General features: G+C 38.4%; 11 protein-coding genes. 3 read left to right on the top strand and 8 right to left on the bottom strand.

All coding sequences use genetic code 11. The annotated features are described in order from the left end of the window. Window positions 1–139: 139 nt before the first annotated feature. On the top strand, window positions 140–3,037 hold the full coding sequence (gene carB / locus AC23ME_RS03915; RefSeq protein WP_487726435.1) for a carbamoyl-phosphate synthase large subunit: 2,898 nt from the start codon (window positions 140–142) through the stop codon (window positions 3,035–3,037). A 278-nt stretch (window positions 3,038–3,315) separates the two neighbouring features. Here the strand turns inward: carB and AC23ME_RS03910 are convergent, their stop codons facing one another. The 3 genes from AC23ME_RS03910 to AC23ME_RS03900 form a co-directional block, all read right to left on the bottom strand. Further along, window positions 3,316–4,050, bottom strand: coding sequence for a DUF3137 domain-containing protein (locus AC23ME_RS03910; RefSeq protein ID WP_487726434.1), 735 nt, complete (start codon window positions 4,048–4,050; stop codon window positions 3,316–3,318). Between the two features lie 188 nt (window positions 4,051–4,238). After that, window positions 4,239–5,183, bottom strand: a complete 945-nt coding sequence (locus AC23ME_RS03905; protein WP_487726433.1) for a DUF3137 domain-containing protein — start codon at window positions 5,181–5,183, stop codon at window positions 4,239–4,241. After that, the gene (locus tag AC23ME_RS03900; protein WP_487726432.1) at window positions 5,183–5,740 is read right to left on the bottom strand and encodes a LemA family protein; all 558 of its coding nucleotides are present in this window, start codon (window positions 5,738–5,740) and stop codon (window positions 5,183–5,185) included. The genes AC23ME_RS03905 and AC23ME_RS03900 overlap by 1 nt, the downstream gene beginning before the upstream one ends. A 1,004-nt stretch (window positions 5,741–6,744) precedes the next feature. On the opposite strand from AC23ME_RS03900, the gene AC23ME_RS03895 reads away from it, so the two are divergent. Together AC23ME_RS03895 and AC23ME_RS03890 are read left to right on the top strand one after the other, a co-directional pair. Further along, window positions 6,745–8,325 carry a peptide chain release factor 3 gene (locus AC23ME_RS03895; RefSeq protein WP_487726431.1) on the top strand — a complete coding sequence of 527 codons (1,581 nt, stop codon included), beginning with the start codon at window positions 6,745–6,747 and terminating at the stop codon, window positions 8,323–8,325. Between the two features lie 243 nt (window positions 8,326–8,568). Beyond that, complete coding sequence (locus AC23ME_RS03890; RefSeq protein ID WP_487726430.1) at window positions 8,569–9,000, top strand: VOC family protein; 432 nt, start codon at window positions 8,569–8,571, stop codon at window positions 8,998–9,000. 106 nt (window positions 9,001–9,106) lie between these two features. On the opposite strand, the gene AC23ME_RS03885 is transcribed toward AC23ME_RS03890, so the two are convergent. From AC23ME_RS03885 to folE, 5 genes are all read right to left on the bottom strand, one after another. Next, a complete protein-coding gene (locus AC23ME_RS03885; RefSeq protein WP_487726429.1) occupies window positions 9,107–12,553 on the bottom strand; it encodes a hypothetical protein in 3,447 nt (1,148 codons plus the stop codon). Beyond that, window positions 12,553–16,281: a sensor histidine kinase gene (locus AC23ME_RS03880; protein ID WP_487726428.1), complete on the bottom strand. Its 3,729-nt coding sequence runs from the start codon at window positions 16,279–16,281 to the stop codon at window positions 12,553–12,555. The genes AC23ME_RS03885 and AC23ME_RS03880 overlap by 1 nt, the downstream gene beginning before the upstream one ends. A 179-nt stretch (window positions 16,282–16,460) precedes the next feature. After that, window positions 16,461–17,345, bottom strand: coding sequence for an ACP S-malonyltransferase (gene fabD, locus AC23ME_RS03875; RefSeq protein WP_487726427.1), 885 nt, complete (start codon window positions 17,343–17,345; stop codon window positions 16,461–16,463). Next, window positions 17,346–18,062 carry a class I SAM-dependent methyltransferase gene (locus AC23ME_RS03870; protein ID WP_487726426.1) on the bottom strand — a complete coding sequence of 239 codons (717 nt, stop codon included), beginning with the start codon at window positions 18,060–18,062 and terminating at the stop codon, window positions 17,346–17,348. A 1-nt stretch (window position 18,063) separates the two neighbouring features. Then, window positions 18,064–18,699, bottom strand: coding sequence for a GTP cyclohydrolase I FolE (gene folE, locus AC23ME_RS03865; RefSeq protein WP_487726425.1), 636 nt, complete (start codon window positions 18,697–18,699; stop codon window positions 18,064–18,066). Window positions 18,700–18,704: the final 5 nt, after the last annotated feature.

Here is an 18,704-nt window from a genome sequence, read left to right as displayed (position 1 = left end):
ATAATAGCCCGAAAATTGAGTATCAAATTGTATCTTTGCATCCCGACAGAGCAGTTGGGATTTTCAGTTCATAGCAAGAGGAATTCTCCCAGCTATCGGTCAGTTAGACTATCACTTTAGACTTTTTTAAAAACCCCACATGCCTAAAGACACTTCCATCAATTCAGTATTGATTATCGGATCTGGCCCCATTATTATCGGACAAGCCTGCGAATTTGACTACTCTGGTTCTCAAGCCGCACTTTCTTTAAAAGAAGAAGGAGTTAAAGTTTCGATCATTAACTCTAATCCGGCTACCATTATGACCGACAAGGTAATTGGTGACCACGTTTATTTAAAACCTCTAACACTCGAATCGATTGAGGAGATTTTAGTTGAACACAAAAACAACCCTAACTTACCTACTATTGATGCGGTTTTACCTACCATGGGTGGACAAACTGCATTGAACCTTTGCGTGGATGCTGAGGAAAGAGGTTTATGGAAAAAACACAATGTTAGGATTATTGGGGTAGATGTTGCCGCTATTGATAAGACTGAAAACAGAGAGTCTTTCCGCCAGTTAATGGTAGATATTGGTGTTGGTGTAGCGACTTCAAAAATTGCCAATTCATTTCTAGAAGGTAAGGAAGCAGCACAAGAAATTGGCTTTCCATTGGTAATTCGTCCTTCGTACACACTTGGTGGTTACGGCGGTGGCTTTGTGCACAAAAAAGAAGATTTTGACGCAGCACTTAAACGCGGTTTAGAAGCTTCGCCAACCCACGAGGTTTTGGTAGAGCAAGCAGTTTTAGGCTGGAAAGAATATGAGTTAGAGTTATTGAGAGATAGCAACGATAATGTAATCATCATCTGTTCTATCGAGAACTTTGATCCAATGGGCATCCACACTGGAGACTCGATTACTGTTGCTCCTGCAATGACTTTATCAGACCGTTGCTACCAAGAAATGCGTAACCAAGCCATCAAAATGATGCGTGCTATCGGTAATTTCGCAGGCGGTTGTAATGTACAATTCTCGGTAAATCCTGATAATGATGAAATCATTGCTATCGAGATTAACCCACGTGTATCTCGTTCATCAGCCTTAGCAAGTAAAGCAACTGGATATCCGATTGCTAAAATTGCAGCTAAATTGGCAATCGGTTACAACTTAGATGAAATCGAAAATCAAATTACAAAAACTACTTCAGCTTACTTTGAGCCGACTTTAGATTACGTAATTGTAAAAATCCCTCGCTTTAACTTCGATAAATTTAAAGGTGCAAATATGGAACTTGGTTTACAGATGAAAGCTGTAGGCGAGGTAATGGCCATTGGTCGTAACTTTATCGAGGCATTGCAAAAAGCTTGTCAGAGTTTAGAGATTGGCCGTGCTGGCATCGGTGCAGATGGTCGTCAAAAACGCGATATCGAAGAAATTATGCATGGTTTACAGCACCCAAGCTGGAACCGTCTGTTCTTAATTAAAGATGCGATGAGTATGGGTGTGCCACTAGAATCTATCCGCAAGGTAACCAAGATTGACAAGTGGTTTTTAAATCAAATTCAAGAGTTAGTAGCTTTAGAAACAGAGTTAAAACGCTACTCGTTAACTAATATCCCTAGAGATTTCTTCTTCAACTTAAAGCAAAAAGGTTTCTCTGACATACAAATTGCTTACGTTTTAGGTAACGTTACAGAAGACGAAGTTTATAACCGCCGTAAAGAACTTAACATTAGAAGAGTTTACAAAATGGTGGATACTTGTGCTGCCGAATTTGCTGCACAAACTCCTTACTTCTACTCTACTTTCGAAGAGGCTCCTCAACAAATTTCTTTAGTATCTGGAGAAGTTTTGTCTGATGGCGATGAGTTAGGCACTAATGAATCTGTAGTTTCTGACAGAAAGAAAGTGATTGTTTTAGGTTCAGGACCTAACCGTATCGGTCAAGGTATTGAGTTTGATTACTCTTGCGTTCACGGATTATTGGCAGCAAAAGAAAATGGTTTCGAGGCTATCATGATTAACTGTAACCCAGAGACGGTAAGTACAGATTTTAACATGGCCGATAAACTTTATTTCGAGCCTGTATTCTGGGAGCACGTACGTGAAATTATCGATCTTGAAAACCCAATTGGTGTTATCGTTCAATTAGGTGGTCAAACTGCTTTAAAAATGGCTGAAAAGCTTCACGAAAATAACATCCGCATTATCGGTACTTCTTACGAGGATATGGATAAAGCAGAAGATCGTGGTAGTTTCTCAGACTTATTGAAAGATTTAGACATTCCTTATCCAAAATATGGTGTTGCCGAAAATGCTGAGGAAGCGATCAAAGTAGCTAACGAAGTAGGTTATCCAGTATTAGTTCGCCCTAGTTATGTATTAGGTGGACAAGGCATGAGTATCGTAATCAACGATGAAGACTTGGAAAGTGCGGTAGTTAAATTATTAGGTGATCTTCCAGGTAACCGTGTTTTAATTGACCACTTCTTAGACAGAGCAGAAGAAACTGAATCTGACTCAATCTGCGATGGAACCGACGTACACATTGTTGGTTTAATGGAGCACATTGAGCCTGCGGGTATCCACTCTGGAGATTCAAGTGCGGTTTTACCTCCGTTCAGTTTATCTGACAAGGTAATTGCCGACATGGAAAATTACTCGAAGAAAATTGCGAAAGCTTTAAATGTAATTGGTTTATTAAACATCCAGTTTGCAGTTAAAGATGAGAAGGTGTATGTAATTGAAGCTAATCCACGTGCTTCTCGTACCGTGCCTTTCATCGCTAAAGCTTATGATGTTCCTTACATCAACATTGCTGCTAGAGTAATGTTAGGCGTAAATAAATTGAAAGATTTTAACATCGAGCGTAAACTTAAAGGATTTGCAATTAAGGAGCCTGTTTTCTCTCATAATAAATTCCCAGAGATCACTAAAGAATTGGGGCCAGAAATGAAATCTACAGGCGAAGCGATCCGCTTTATCAAAGATTTGGAAGATCCTTACTTCTTGAAGCTAGTGAAAGATAAATCGATGTATTTGTCGAAGTAAGCTGAAAGCGAAAAGTCCAAAGCTTAAAGAATATAAAGTCAAGTCCCTTAGCGTAATGTTAAGGGACTTTTTTATTATGTTGTCATTCAGAGCGTAGCGAAGACCGCGAAGCAGCTACGAAGTAAATCTATTTTTTTTGAAGAGCAAATGCAGAAGTATGACGCATCAAAAAGTATTTCCGCTGCAATCAGGTCTATTTAACAAAAACCTGTTCTAAGCGCTTAGAAGACTTACGAAGTTTTTGAAACTTCGTAAGTCTAAAATAGCAAGCCTACCATTTATTCCTTCGTCCAAATCCTCGTGTTCAAATCCAGTTCTTCTACCACGTTATACATTAACCTAAGCATATTCAAATCCTTCTCCAAAACCTCTGCATTAAGCAACGATTTAAAAATTGGAGCCTCGAAATAATTATGATTTAATGGGAAAGCGATATAAACATTAGACCAAACGAAAGATACAGAAATGGTTGAGTCGGCATAATGGTTTAGCTCCAATAGCCTCTCCATTAACGATGGCGTTAGAATGTAACGAGCTTCTACCTGATCACTAGTCTGCGTAAAAAAGGTTTGATTGAAATCAGCATTTTCTAGATCTACTACTTTATTATCAGTTAACAGATTTTGACTTATCCACCTGCTTAAGCTATTTGTATATGGTCTAGGTTTAACCAAGGTAAGTCCGTTAAAATGTTTGTTAAAACTTGCACAAAAAATTATCCCGTCAAAAATACGACTATGTTCTCCTTCATAGACAGCCTGCGCACCTACTTCAGCAAAATGAACCGTTGTTTTACCAATATGCCCATAAACTAAATCTTCAGTCTTGTAAAGATCGGGCTTTTTGGAAAACAAAAAACTTTCTACAAAATCTCTAGGTCCGATTCCCGAATTTGGATCTATTCGCAAATTACTGTCGTCACCTTCAACAATGCTTGCGATAATATTCTGTTTGAAATCTAACTTATATTGGCTTTCCTTATCATCAACGAGCAACAAAATAATAAATCCCACAAATGGGCATAAGAAAAATAGCGTGACACCTATTCCGAAAAGACCCAAACTAATGAATATCACGGCTAGAATTATGCCTAGACACATAAAACTATATCCTAAAATATATTGGTTTGCCACTCTTTTTCTAGCAATTTCCAGTTGCTCGAGTATCGGTAGTAGATTAGGATTGTTGGCTTTGTGCTCCATCACTCCTTCGTCCAAATTCTAGTATTCAAATCCAGTTCTTCTACTACATGCCGCATTAAGCGCAACATATTCAAATCCTTCTCTAAAACCTCTGCATTAAGCAGCGATTTAAAAATTGGCGCTTCGAAGTAATTATGGTTTAATGGAAAAGCAATATAAACGTTAGACCAAATGAATGAAATGGAGATAGTAGAATTTGCATATTGGTTCAGCTCCAATAGCTTTTCCATTAAGGATGGCGTTAAAATGTAGCGAGCTTCAACTTGGTCGCCACTTTCGGTGATGAACATTTTATCGAATTCTACATTCTCAAGTTCAACGATATTCTTATTACCGAATACATTTTGAGAAAACCATTTACCAAAAGCACCACCAAAACCTTTAGGCTTCACTACCGTGATGTTACTAAAATGTTTGTTAAAATCTGCACAGAAAATAATGCCTTTAAAGATATCATGCCAATGTGTTTGCTTCCCGTTTTTGGTGCGGGTTTCAGTTTTGTATTCGGCATGTACTTCAGCAAAGTGGATTTGCGTTTTGTCAATCTTCCCGTGTACTAAATCTTCCGTTTTATAGCGGTCGGGCGTTTGCGAGAACAAGCGGCTATCCATAAAATCTCTTTCGCTAATTCCCGATTGTGGAACAATTTGTAGGTCATCACCCAAATGTTTTAATGCTGCACCAATCACTTTATGCTTAAAATCGAGCTTGTAGGCACTGGTTTTACTACCTACTAATGCCAGCATAATAAAACCAGTAATTACGCCAATAATAACCAGCACCACGCCTACTTCTATTAATCCGAACAGAAAAGCAGCGAGCAAACATGCCGCACCAATGCCCATGCTCCAATAAGCTCTGGAATGTTGCTTGGCTATGTGCAGTCGTGACGTTTCCAGTTCGTTAAAAACTGAAACCATTTCTGGCTGACTATGTAACTGCATTAGTTATTGAATAATTCTTTTGCGCTAATGTTTTTACGTTCTTCGGCTGGTGTTTCTAAAACTGGCATAGTTTGATAACCCAACATACCAGCGAAAATACTACTCGGGAACATCATCACTGCGTTATTATATGTAGTTACCGCCGAGTTGTAAGTTCTACGGGCAGCAGCAATTTGCTCTTCGCTTTCTGTCCAAGTGCTTTGCAGGTTAAGGAAGTTTGTATTTGCCTTTAAATCTGGATAGTTTTCTACGTTAACCATTACACCTCTAACGGCGGTGCTTAGTTGCTGGTCTAGCTGTACTTTTTCTGCATCGCTAATATTTTCCGCAGCGGATTGTGTACGCATCTGGGTAATTTTGGTTAGCGTTTCGCTTTCGTAAGTCATGTATTGCTTAATGGTTTCTACCAAATTTGGGATAAGGTCGTAACGTTTTTTAAGCATTACATCTATAGCAGAAAATGCGTTAGTTACTTGGTTTTTCTTTCCAATAAGAGAGTTGTAAATGCCAATACCAATTAGCAATACAACAACAGCGATAATTCCTAAAATAATCATAGTAAGTTGGTTTTAAACTCTAATATACGAGATTGATTGATATTTTATTAAACCACCAAGTCACAATTTATCCCGATACTTCGGGAAAGAACACAAAGTTGAATTGTAAACACATCTACCGCTCTTGTTGGCGTCCCCGCCAACGATTGTAGCAAAGACTTATTAAATTGTAAAATATTAAACCCTTTGCGAAACTTTACGAAGACTTATAAAACCTTCGCGGTGAATTAACCGCAAAGAAATAAAGAGGTACCTCCGCTGGCGTACGCGTGCCGCGTGTGCTTAAATCAGATTTTATTTTAGCAAGCACGAAGGCATGCACTAGTATAGAGCATTCAACTTTTGAAGCATCAAAAGTTTACAAAAATGCCTGTCAATCCCGCTATGTGCCTTCTCACAATCTCCCGCTCATCAAAAAAACAGTGGCACTTCGTTTTGTTAGCCACTTCTAAATGAAAGTTTGAGCGATTTGGACACAAAACCACTGCGTTTTAGGTTTGGTATTGCCATTCGCCACTTTGTGCTTCTGTTTTTTTGATTTGGCTGGCACTGAGGATTGACGACCGCTCTTCGCTAGAAACAGTGCTATTTTACCGAAACTTAGCAAATTAACTAAAGTAATATGCGACTTAGCAGGAAGTTGCCAAGTTTGCGAGCACAACAGCTTCTTAATTAAACCCGATTGAAGGGAAATACTTTTTGATGCGTCATTTCGACGAAGTATGAGGAGAAATCTGTTAAATAGTAGCACTTAGCTTTGAGATTTCTCTCTGCGTTCGAAATGACGGCAACAGGACACAAAAAGATTGGACTGAAAGCGGGACTTTCGGAACCGAAGAACCACTACAATTGCTTTTCGAAAACAAACATTACACTCGTTTTTTAGCGTCATGCTTTTTATGTACCTTTGCCGCTCGATGAAGCATTGCGCAGTTAAATTATTCGATTTCAACGCTCTTAGGTTTTTATAGCCTAGATTACGCTATTGCCATAACCCAAAATTTATGCTACACCCAGAAATAGAGAAAAGAAAGACATTTGCTATTATTAGTCACCCCGATGCGGGAAAAACCACACTTACTGAGAAGTTTTTGCTTTTTGGTGGTGCGATTAATACCGCAGGTGCCGTAAAACGAAACAAGGCGAACCAAAGCAATACGTCCGATTTTATGGAAATTGAGCGTCAACGTGGTATTTCTGTGGCTACATCGGTAATGGGTTTCGAGTACAGCGGCAAGCGTATCAACATTTTAGATACACCTGGTCACAAGGATTTTGCGGAAGATACTTACCGTACACTTTCGGCAGTAGATAGCGTGGTTTTAGTAGTTGACTGTGTGAAAGGTGTGGAGGAACAAACCGAGAAATTGATGTCGGTTTGTAGAATGCGTAACACTCCGGTAATTATTTTCGTTAACAAAATGGACCGTGAGGGTAAGGAAGCGTTCGATTTGTTAGATGAAATTGAACAGAAATTAAACATCAGTTTGTGCCCACAATCTTGGCCTATTGGACAGGGACATACATTTAAAGGCGTTTACAGTATTTATCATAATCAGTTAAATCTTTTCCATTCGGATAAAACAAAAGTTACCGATTCTGTAGTAAAAGTTAACGATTTAAACGATGATGCTTTGCTTGACTATCTACAAGAAAAGGAAGTTGCGGGCTTAAAAGACGAAACTGAATTGGTAAATGGCGTGTATGGCGATTTAGATATTTCTCTGTACAAAGAAGGTTTGTTGGCCCCTGTATTTTTCGGTTCGGCCATCAATAACTTCGGTATTAAGGAGCTTTTAGATACGTTTATTGAGATTGCGCCTAGTCCGAGACACCGCGAAGCAGAAGAGCGTGATGTGTTGGTAGAAGAGAAAAATTTCAGTGGTTTTGTATTTAAAATCCATGCCAACTTAGACCCAAAACACCGTGATAGAATTGCCTTTTTGCGTATCTGTTCGGGCAAGTTTGAGCGTAATAAATTCTACTACCACACCCGCCAGGATAAGAAAATGAAGTTCGCTAACCCTATGGATTTTATGGCCAACGAGAAAAGTTTAGTTGAAGAAGCTTGGCCTGGTGACGTGGTTGGCTTGTACGATAGCGGTAACTTCAAAATTGGCGATACTTTGACGGAAGGCGAAAAATTGCAGTTCAAGGGCATCCCAAGTTTCTCGCCTGCTATTTTCAAGGAGGTAGAAAACATGGACCCGATGCGCACCAAACAGTTGGAGAAAGGTATTGAGCAATTAACCGACGAAGGTGTTGCACAACTTTTTGTGATGCAACCGGGTAACCGTAAGGTAATTGGTGCTGTGGGCGAGTTACAGTTCGAGGTAATTAACTTCCGTTTGGAGCATGAATATGGCGCAAAATGTCGTTTCCGTACGTTAACTTATAGCCGTTCGCGTTGGGTAACTTCCGATGATAGAAAGAAACTGGATGAGTTTGTGAAACGCAAGCAACAGCATATTGGAACCGATAAAGAGGGTAATCCTGTGTTTTTATCAGACAACGATTTCATGATTGATATGACGAAACGGGATTATCCGGATATCAGTTTCCATACAACGAGCGAATTTAAGTAAGCCGTTTTTAATCTTAAGATTTTTTAGCAGCGCAGTTTTTGTGCTGCTATTTTTTTGTCGTCCCGCTTTTCGCTTTACTTCTCCCGATAAAATCGGGATACGTGTTCGCTTCAATCGGGGCTATTTAAAGACGGCAGAAGCATTTCTCATTCCCAGCCTGTCATAGTTTAATAGAAATTTAAATCTTTGCTAACATTTTTACGGTTTTATTTCCATAAGTTTAGGTAACCAAAATTAAATCTTATGACAACAACAAACACCTATCTAAATTTCAACGGAAATTGTGAGGAAGCTTTCAATTTTTACAAATCTGTATTTGGTGGCGAATTCACTTACATTGGTCGCTTTGGCGAGATGCCATCGAGCGATGATTACAAGGTACCAGAAACTGATAAGGATAAAGTAATGCACGTGTCTCTACCTATTGGTAGTTCTGTTTTAATGGGCAGCGATGTAGGTGCCGAATGGGCTCCAACTTTCAAACAAGGCAACAATTTTTCAGTTTCTATTTCTGCGGCTAGCAGAGACGAAGCCGACCGTATTTTTAATTTTCTAAGTTCGGGTGGGCAAATTACAATGCCACTCATGGATACGTTCTGGGGAGATTACTTCGGAATGTTAACCGATAAATTTGGTGTAAACTGGATGATGAGTTACAATAAGCAAGGTAAGTAGGTTTGTCGTCATTGCGAGGTATGAAGCAATCTTAAAGCTATTATCGGGTTACGTTAGAGAGGTAAGATTGCTTCATCGTTCCTCTTCGCAATGACGAGATATCAGCCTAAAAATACGCTCGTACCTGCATATTCCCCGTATGCACCACATTTACCGCAGGCGATTTACGCCCTTCGTAGCTTACATTAAGTTGTATGCCATTGCCAATAGTTCGTTGCAAACCTAAACCCCAGGTATAGTTATTGCCAATTTGCAAACCTGAGAGCATTTCATAACCAATAGTGCTGTTACTCTCTCCCGTAAATTTGTTGTTGATGTAACTCACCTTGCCAGTCAACACGCCTTTCTTTAACACATTGTAGCGAGTTTCGGTAGTAAACGTTACATTTTGATTTTTCTCGCCGCCAAATTCACTAGCATTTTGTTGGTTCCCATAAACACCTGCAAAAGTTAACCTTAAATCTGTGCTAAATTGATAGTTGAGTTCGGGTAATAGTTCAAAATAATTAATGCGGTAGTTTCTTTGTGCAAACAACTCTGAGCTATAATTCTTACCACCTTGATTAAGCGTTAAATTAATGTTGGTGCTTTTTACTGGCGATGTTCTAATCCGTAAACCTCGTTCATTACGCTTACGACTATCGAAACCATTGCTCAAAAAGCTCTTACCGCCATCGGCCAAGTAATTAAAATCTACCCCAAATTTTGGGTTGTTACGATTGAAGAAAAGTGTATTCCTCAAAAAAGAACTTAATGAAATTAGATTTGCCGCATCTATACCCGTATGGAATGGATTGTAAACTTCTAAGCCATTGCTAGCCAAAATCTTTCTATCTATTTTATAAGACAGCTGGTTGGTAAATCGGCCAACAAATTTCTGAAAACCTTTGTTACCTTTTAAGATAGCGCTAGGTGTAATTCTAATACTTTGATTTACACCTGTGAAATTGGTGCGTACATATTCGGTTCCAGCGGTAAAAATACGAATGTACCTTGCTTGGTCTGGAAACCGAGAAATCTCAAACTCATTTAGCTCTTTAATGCCATTGCCGTTATAGTCGTTCCAAGCGTAAACGCCTTGTCCCGGCAAAACTTCCAGATAGGTAATTTCCCTCCTGGGCTCTTGTCCGTTACCTACTTCGTAATAAACCGAAGAATTGATAAAACCTTTCAGCGCATTAAGATTGTAGTCCAATCTTCCTACCAAACTTTCATCGTTATTTACAGCGGCAAAATTATTTTCATATCCAGTTTTACGGTAACCCGCTGTTAAACTTAGTCTAGAATTTACATTTTTAGTTAAATCTATCCCTACATTAACGCTTTGCGAATGCGAGCTGTTGAGTAACTCTGCGCCACGTGGCAATTGGTCTTGTCTAAAACTGTAATCTATTTTATATCTATTGCTTTGCGATGCCAGGCTTTGCAAATAGAACTTATAAATATGATAGGATAAACTGTTACCTGTCAGCAATTCTGTTTGGTTGTCTGTCGTGACGTTTCGCTGTTGCTCAAAAACAAATCCAGCTACGAGATTAAAAACCTCACGGTTGGCATCTAAATAATGTTTAAAGAAAGTTCCATCATTGGCAGTAGCGCTTGAATTCAATAAACTACCATCGTAACGCAAACCATATTTACCAGCTTTATACAACGCATTTACCTTGTGCAAATAACCTTGATATTGCCCCTCTCTAGTGAACGTGTTGAGCATATAACCGATATTCTGATTTTCCTTTTTATACAACTGCAAACCCGCCGAGAAAAGGTGTTCAGTTGCCTCTGCAGTAACAACATCTAAGTTAAAATCACGATTAAATTCTACCGTTCTATATCGCTCTATTGGCTTAAATGTTCTGCTTACATATTCGTAATTGGCAGTGGTGTTTAACTTCAAGCCTTTATCGTTTAATAAGAAAGGATGCAGTGCCTCTAACTTTAAACCATGCCCCGTTAAATTCGCATTGCTCTTATCTGCAAACAGGTTAACGTTGTTGTTGCTAATGGCAAATTCCGAACTGAAAAGCGTTTGTTTCTTCGGTTTAAAATCTGCTCCAATGGTTATCAATTGCTGTTGCTTGGGCGTAATTAATAAAGTAATCGGCTCGTAGCTCCCTTGCATTTGTCCGCCAACGGGCTCTACAAATTCGTAAACTTTACCATTAGCCGCCGATTGGCTGTTGATACGGTAATTCCCACGCCCTTCGCCAATATAAGAAAAGCCAACCCGATATTTGGCTAAAGCAGGATCTGTAGTATATCGATAATATTCAATGCCGCCTACAGACGTTAAACGTTCATATAAAATTTCATTCTCGTTAAACTCAACCTCCGTAACATTCGGATAGTAAGCTTGGGTAATGTTACGGTCTAAGGTAGACATGAACTGCTTTTGTTCATCGTTTAGCGTCTGCAAAAAAGGCTGGTTCCGATTGTCCTTTTCGTTGTAATAATTTAATCGAAATGCCAGTTTTTCTGTCGCTATCCTTTGATTTAAGTAAGTAAGTGAACGAGAATAATTTTTATCCGAATACTCAAATTCTACAGAAATACGGCTATTGAGATTGATGATTTGCTTCGCAGTAAAGGTGATTTCTGCAGTATTGTAATCGATGATGTAGTCGTTGTCCTGACCACGAACCAAAGGCACTCCATCAATAAAAACCCTTTCTGTTCCTGCAATCACTACAATATACGTTTCTCCATTATTTCCAGTTAAACGATATGGGCCTTGGTTACCTTCTTGACCAATAATTAAATTTCTGGCCGAACGCCCTTTGGCTACAGCAGCAGCAACCGTAGTGCTATAACTGATGCCGTTTGCAGTTTTAAAATCGTGGCTAATCATGGCGCCTTGCGTACGCTTGTAGAAATTCATGAAATAGCTATCTGGGCGTTTCAGTTCGTAATCTCCGGCAGTAAGTATGGTGCTATCTCTTTTAATCTGCACAAAAACACGGTCAAATTCGTTCAGTTGTTGTGTATTTCCTTCCGGTTGGATGGGCAAATTATCGTCAGAAATGGCTGCTAAGATTTCGATATCATTTGCAATTTTCCCCGACATCTGTAAAACCATGTTCGAGTTGACAGAAAGATTTTGATTGTTGCCAAACATAATTCCTCTGGAGATACTTCCGCTTTTGTTTAGACCTTTCATAGAAAAAAGGGTATTCTCTGCAGCTGGCGGCTTGTACACGTAGAAACTACTATTATCGATAGCCAGATTTTCCAGTTGCTTCACATCCTTGTGAAAATAGCTTTTCGAAAAAAGTATCGGGAATACCTTGTAGCTTAGAGTCAGCGAAACGCCTGTTGCCCCTTTCCATAAAAAGGTTGCCTTCGCATAATCTATGCGATATAGAGAAGTATCAGCATTTAAGCTTTCATCGTACTTTACAGCGAATGTTTCAGGTACAATACTTAAACTATCTAAGGAGATTTCACTTTTTGTAGTAACGATTTTTTTAATACGCTGATTAGTCGTCAGCTGTGCTTTTAATCCAGTATTTACCAAAATCACTAAAAGCGATATGAGGCTAAACCTAAACATCATTACACCAATGGAAAAGTAAGATAGAAGATGGTTCCATTGTTTAATACCGAAGTAAATTCTACTTTACCGCCAGCATTTTCTATGGCCTGTTTTACGAAAGCTAAGCCCAAACCAGTACCCGAAGATTTGGTAGTAAAGTTTGCCCTGAAAATACTGCTATGCAAGCTCGGATCTATGCCCTTACCATTATCTTCAACCTCAACAAAAACCTGCTTTTCGTCATTAGCGATATGAATTTTGATTACACACTTCTCCTTGCCATCTGCTGCTTCTATTGCATTTTTAAGCAAGTTATTAAACGAACGTAGCAATTGATCTTTATCGCCCAAAATCACTATTTCGGTATTGGTTCTATTCAAGATATGGATTTCTACATGATCCATTGAATTAAACACTTCTTTGGCTTGTTCAATAATTGGCAACAGCTGGATATGTTCCAGTTTCGTATCAGGCATTTTAGCGAAGTTAGAAAACTCTGATGCTATGGCCGCCAAGCTATCAATCTGCTCAACAAATGATTTACTGAAACTTGCAAACTTCTTCTCAAAGTTAGGGTCCTGCTCTTTCCAAGATTTCTCCAACAACTGCACGCCCAATTTAAGCGGCGTTAAAGGATTTTTAATTTCATGCGCCACCTGTTTCGCCATTTCACGCCAAGCACTTTCTCGCTCGCTACGAGCCAGTTTGTTCGCACTAATCTCGAGCTCAGCAATCATTTTATTGTACTCTTTAATTAACACCCCAATTTCATCTGTTCGGTGCCAAACCAAAGGTTGGTTTATTTGGCCAAGTTTAGTTCTACGGATATTTTCTTGAATAAACGTTAGAGGGCTGGTAATCTGATTAGCTAAAAATACCGCTAGCACACCAATCAACACAAAAACTAGCGCATAAATATTAATCAAGGTATTGATAAAAAGTCCAATTTTAGCTTGATAATCGGCCTCGTTAGAATAGTAAGGTACACTTAGGTAAGCAACGGTTTGGTTCTCTGCATTTCTGATTGGCGCATATGCTGCAGCGTAGCTGAAATCTCCAATTCTTTCTATCGGATTAATAAATTCAGATTTCTGCTGTACCGCAATTTGAGAAAAAGCCAAGGGTCCCATCTTACGTCCAATAATTCCTAAATCGTATAACTTCGGCAATGAAGTAAGATGTAAATCGCCATCAATATCATATAGGTTTAGGTACACGCCATTTACCTCAGCAAATTGATTAAACTCAAATTGCGCCTCGCTATTATTGCTAATCGTTCCCGCCAAGGCAATATGTTTTTCGTAAGCTAATTGCACCTTTCTGATCTTATCCCTAACCTGATCTTTTTGTTGCTCTAAATACTGATGTCTGATATTGAAAAAAGTAGTCCAACCTACAATGATTAAAGTTGCAACCACCGAAAGCACAATAGAAAACTGGATACGTGTTTTGTAAAGGATTTTATTGGCGTTAATCATCAAATATCGATTGATGTTAAATATCCCACCACGGTTATCGCTAATATTTACCGCCAACCAAGTTACAATGTAGGTGAATACACCAAAAATGATAAAAATAAGGAAGAAGAAGGATAGCGTAGCCAAACGAACTGTGAAATCGACCTTCTCAATACTAAGTACAATTAAACGACTATTTGCAGGCTTATAAACTGCATGACTGTAGTTTGCATTCTCGCTATATTCGTTTATAAAAGTGATGTTATCTCTCTCGCCTTTAAAGTCGGTATTTACCATCGGGTAAACATATTTTCCAGATTGACCAAAAAGCTGATTTTCTTTATAAAATGCCAGAGAATATTTACTCAGATCTTCATCACTCTTGAGCTTTCCGTCAATCAGTAAATCGGGGAAAAAGCTATTGTAATCGTAAGGCCTAGAAGTAAGTTCTACTACCATGGTACCTAACAGATTAGCTCCATCAAAAATTGGGATGATACCAAAGTAACTTTGAAACCCGAAGGTATCGTTTACGCGATAAAAATAGTTAGCTTGTTGTGTTTTTACAGCGCCGTATCTTACTAAATTCCTATATTTTGTAATGGGCAAACTTTCGCCACTTTTTAAAGACTGGTTTTGATCATTGTATTCAAAAACTTTGTATTCGAACCTCGATAAGTAACCATCTAAATAATTTTTCGAGATGTAATTATGAAAATTTGAGGTTTGGGTAAGTAAAGGCTGTTTGAAATAACTAACAATCTGCGAATCTACCGTTAAACCGTGCTCCAATAACTCTATGGCGTTCATCACCTTAGGATCGTCATCGTACATCAGCTTCTTAGCAATACCCGATCGAATACTTCGCTCTTTCACATCTTCAAATCGAATATATTTGATAGAAGTAATAGTGGCCATGCAAAGGAAAATAACGGCCATTATAGAGATAGAAAGTTTATTTTTTTCCAAATGGTGATGATAGGCCACCATGAAAATCAGCAACGCATAAATAAGATAAAAAACCGTGTAATTTTGAGTTAACTTATAAATGGTGTAGGCTAATACTAACGCTAGAAATAGGTATAACTTTTTTTGAGTACTAACTACCAACTGGCTGCTTAGCGCCATCATTGAGCTAATTAGCAGGTAAATGTTCAGCCAAACCAAACAAAGAATTATAATGCTCAGCCAACTTACCCATCCTAAGTTAATGATGTTACTGATGTTAAAATCAATTTTGGAATAGTAAACTACACCGAAAAATAAGTCTTCTGTTAGAAACCCAATTCCCGATAATAATAGAATAAAAACGATTAAAAGAACATAGTTTGAAACCTTGTTCTTAGCTATCCAGTTAGGTAAGACATAAAGCTTACGATGAGCATAAATGAATATAAAGATGCAGGTAAAGGCCAGCACATTTAGCAATAAATCGCCTAATGACGGCAGAAAATCGCTCTCTGCATAAATACTAGGGTCGAATATTTTAAGGTCGAACTGATGGTTAAACCAAAAGAATTTTAAATCGGTGAGGCGTAATGCAATAAAGTAAAACGCAACGAGCAAAGTACCGCCCAATACCTTCCCGTTTCTAGCCAAAGCTAAACCACAAGAGTTTACAAATAAGCTCACGAAAACAACACCAACTATCCAGAGCCAAAGTTGCAAATTGGTGTAAATATTATGAACATAGTTATTGCTCAGCTTTACATTGAAAAGATATTCTTTGTTCAAGCTGAATATCTCGGTAGTTTCCTTATCCGTAAACGAGGCTATTTCAAGTGTCTTCTTGTCAAATAACCCCGGCCAGATTTCATTTTTAAGGTATTGGTTTTCTATTGTATATTGAGACTTAACCGTTACCAAAAATACGAAAACGTATTCCCCAACAGTTTTCTTTATCAGTTCATAATAACCATTAGACAGCAAAACAAAGGAAGTTCCATCTTTTAAACGATCGATATTTGCTGGGAATGCCCTGTAAGTACTCCAATATTCTAACTGCTTATTCCTGTAAACTAAAACATTTATTCCGTTAGCTCTGTAGGTGTTGATAAAACCGTTCGAAAGTCCCTCGTCTACACTAAACTTTTTTAAATCTTCTAATTTTTGCGGAATGGTTAGGTAATCGTAAATGATCCGCTCTCTGACTAATAAATTTTCCTGTAATTGGTTGGCCTCATGTTGCAGCAGGTCTTTTTTAGTTATTGATTTACGCAGAGATATCGCCGTTACGAAACAGCATATACCTAACAGTAACATCAACAATCTAATTTTTAACCCTGTACTCAACGTTTAGCGATTTTAAAATATAAATATACAGAAATGGGGCTGTCTAAAAAGCAAAATCTTAATTTCCAACGTATAAACACAGAAAAAGTTATGATGTTGTGCATCTTTTAAACTTTTTCTAACGCTCTCTAACGTTGGGTTAATTGCTTTTAAACAGCCCCAATAATTATTTCGAAAAACTAGGCGATGCTTGCGCTACTAGTTTGTACTTCTCTACTCACTTTCTTCACCAAACCCTGCAATACGTTGCCCGGTCCAACTTCCACAAAATCATTACCACCGTCAGCAATCATATTCGTTGCAGTTTGTGTCCATTTAACAACGCCAGTTAATTGTGCAATTAGGTTTGTTTTAATTACCGCTGGGTCGCTAGTTGGCTGTGCATTTACGTTTTGGTAAATTGGGCAAACTGGTGCGTTAATTTCGGTAGCTTCAATAGCAGCTTGCAATTCTACTTTTGCTGGCTCCATTAAAGGAGAGTGGAAAGCACCACCAACATTCAACTTCAATGCTCTTTTTGCACCTGCAGCAGTTAATTGCTCACAAGCTTTATCAATACCCTCAATGCTACCAGAAATTACCAACTGACCTGGGCAATTGTAATTTGCAGGAACAACTACTTCATCAATTCCAGCACAAATTTGCTCCACAACCTCATCAGCCAAACCTAAAATAGCAGCCATTGTTGATGGTTGTATTTCGCAAGCTTTTTGCATTGCATTAGCTCGAGCAATTACCAATTTCAAACCATCTTCAAATGACAAAGCATTTGCCGAAACCAAAGCAGAAAATTCACCTAAGGAGTGACCCGCAACCATTTCTGGCTTAAAATCATCGCCTAAAACTTTTGCTAAAATTACCGAATGCAAGAAAATTGCAGGTTGTGTAACGTTAGTCTGTTTCAATTCTTCGTCTGTACCGTCAAACATGATATCGCTAATGCGGAAACCAATAATTTCATTCGCTTTTTCAAAGAGCTCTTTAGCCAGCGGACTGTTTTCGTACAAGTCCTTGCCCATGCCTACAAACTGGGCACCTTGCCCTGGAAAAATATATGCTTTCATTTAATTAAATTTAATTATAAAATTCTTTTGAGAATTAAGAACAGCTCCTCCAAACTTCATTGGGGAGTAATTAGAGGTAACTTTTGCTCCTTTTATATTTTTTACAATTTTTTCGAAGTTTAACAAACTATAACCGTAGTGTGACGAGTCGTATACCAAACTATGCTTGCGATAAGCAACCCCCATAATAGTCTTAAAGATATCTTTCATTCTTTTTATGGAAATATATCCCTTAGATAGCCTATAAATAGATTTAAAAAAACCTACAACTCCATGCTCAACAGGGACAGAAATGATTAAAGTCCCGTTTTTTTCCAACAAAGAGATCAAGCTATTTAACTTCTTTTCTTGCTCTAGAGGATGAAAGTGCTCTAACACTTCTAAACAAGTAATGACGTTAAATTTATTGTTTACTGCATCTATATTAGTTACAATTTTTATGTTTCTAAACCCAGCTGTATTGGCCTCTGCCTGTTGAACCATAACATCAGCAGGATCTGAACCAACCATCTCGTTATTTGGGTATTTTTCACTAAGCAGTACCAGAAACATTCCAGTTCCTGTTCCAAAATCAAAAACCTTATCACCTTCGTTTAGTACAATAACGTCAACAATATCTAGAAAACGCTTTTGATGCACAAACCTCTTAACACTATTAGAAGATCTGTACGTGAGCTCATCATATTTGTCGTTATAATAATTAAGGTTTTTAGCCATCTTAGTGCAAATTTGCCGTAATCAACCTTAAAAACTCTGCACGGGTTTTATCGTTATTCAAAAATCCACCAGTAAAAGCCGATGTAGTAGTTACAGAATTTTGTTTCTGCACCCCACGCATGGCCATACACAAGTGCTTACATTCCATCACCACAGCAACACCTGCTGGGTTTAAAGTGTCCTGAATACAATCTCTAATTTCGTTAGTTAAACGTTCTTGCACCTGTAATCTGCGGGCAAAAGCATCAACCACACGAGGAATTTTACTCAAGCCAACAATGTGGCCGTTAGGAATATAAGCGATGTGCGCTTTCCCGAAAAACGGTAACATGTGGTGCTCGCACATCGAGAAAACCTCGATATCCTTCACTACCACCATTTGGCTATAATCTTCCCTAAACATTGCCGAACGCAAAATTTCTTCAGGTTTAATATCGTAACCATGGGTTAAATATTGCAAAGCTTTAGCCACACGTTCAGGTGTTTTAACTAAACCTTCACGCTCCGGGTCTTCTCCCAATTGCGTTAAAATATCTTTGTAGTGTACTGCAACACCATTAATTTTATCCTCATCATATCGTTCTATCTTCTGATAGCCCAATAATTCCTCATCATCGTGGTCGTGATTGTGTCCCATATTTA

The sequence above is a fragment of the Pedobacter sp. T50_32 genome (assembly GCF_057652195.1).
The sequence above is the reverse complement of the archived record's forward strand: the minus strand, read 5'-3'. Positions and strand labels throughout refer to the sequence as shown.

Excerpts from the sequence above, each read along its gene's own strand:
- AC23ME_RS03885 (WP_487726429.1), bottom strand. The coding sequence starts at position 12,553 with ATGATGTTTAGGTTTAGCCTCATATCGCTTTTAGTGATTTTGGTAAAT.
- fabD (WP_487726427.1), bottom strand. The coding sequence starts at position 17,345 with ATGAAAGCATATATTTTTCCAGGGCAAGGTGCCCAGTTTGTAGGCATG.
- carB (WP_487726435.1), top strand. The coding sequence starts at position 140 with ATGCCTAAAGACACTTCCATCAATTCAGTATTGATTATCGGATCTGGC.
- AC23ME_RS03905 (WP_487726433.1), bottom strand. The coding sequence starts at position 5,183 with ATGCAGTTACATAGTCAGCCAGAAATGGTTTCAGTTTTTAACGAACTG.
- folE (WP_487726425.1), bottom strand. The coding sequence starts at position 18,699 with ATGGGACACAATCACGACCACGATGATGAGGAATTATTGGGCTATCAG.
- AC23ME_RS03900 (WP_487726432.1), bottom strand. The coding sequence starts at position 5,740 with ATGATTATTTTAGGAATTATCGCTGTTGTTGTATTGCTAATTGGTATT.
- AC23ME_RS03870 (WP_487726426.1), bottom strand. The coding sequence starts at position 18,062 with ATGGCTAAAAACCTTAATTATTATAACGACAAATATGATGAGCTCACG.
- AC23ME_RS03895 (WP_487726431.1), top strand. The coding sequence starts at position 6,745 with ATGCTACACCCAGAAATAGAGAAAAGAAAGACATTTGCTATTATTAGT.
- AC23ME_RS03890 (WP_487726430.1), top strand. The coding sequence starts at position 8,569 with ATGACAACAACAAACACCTATCTAAATTTCAACGGAAATTGTGAGGAA.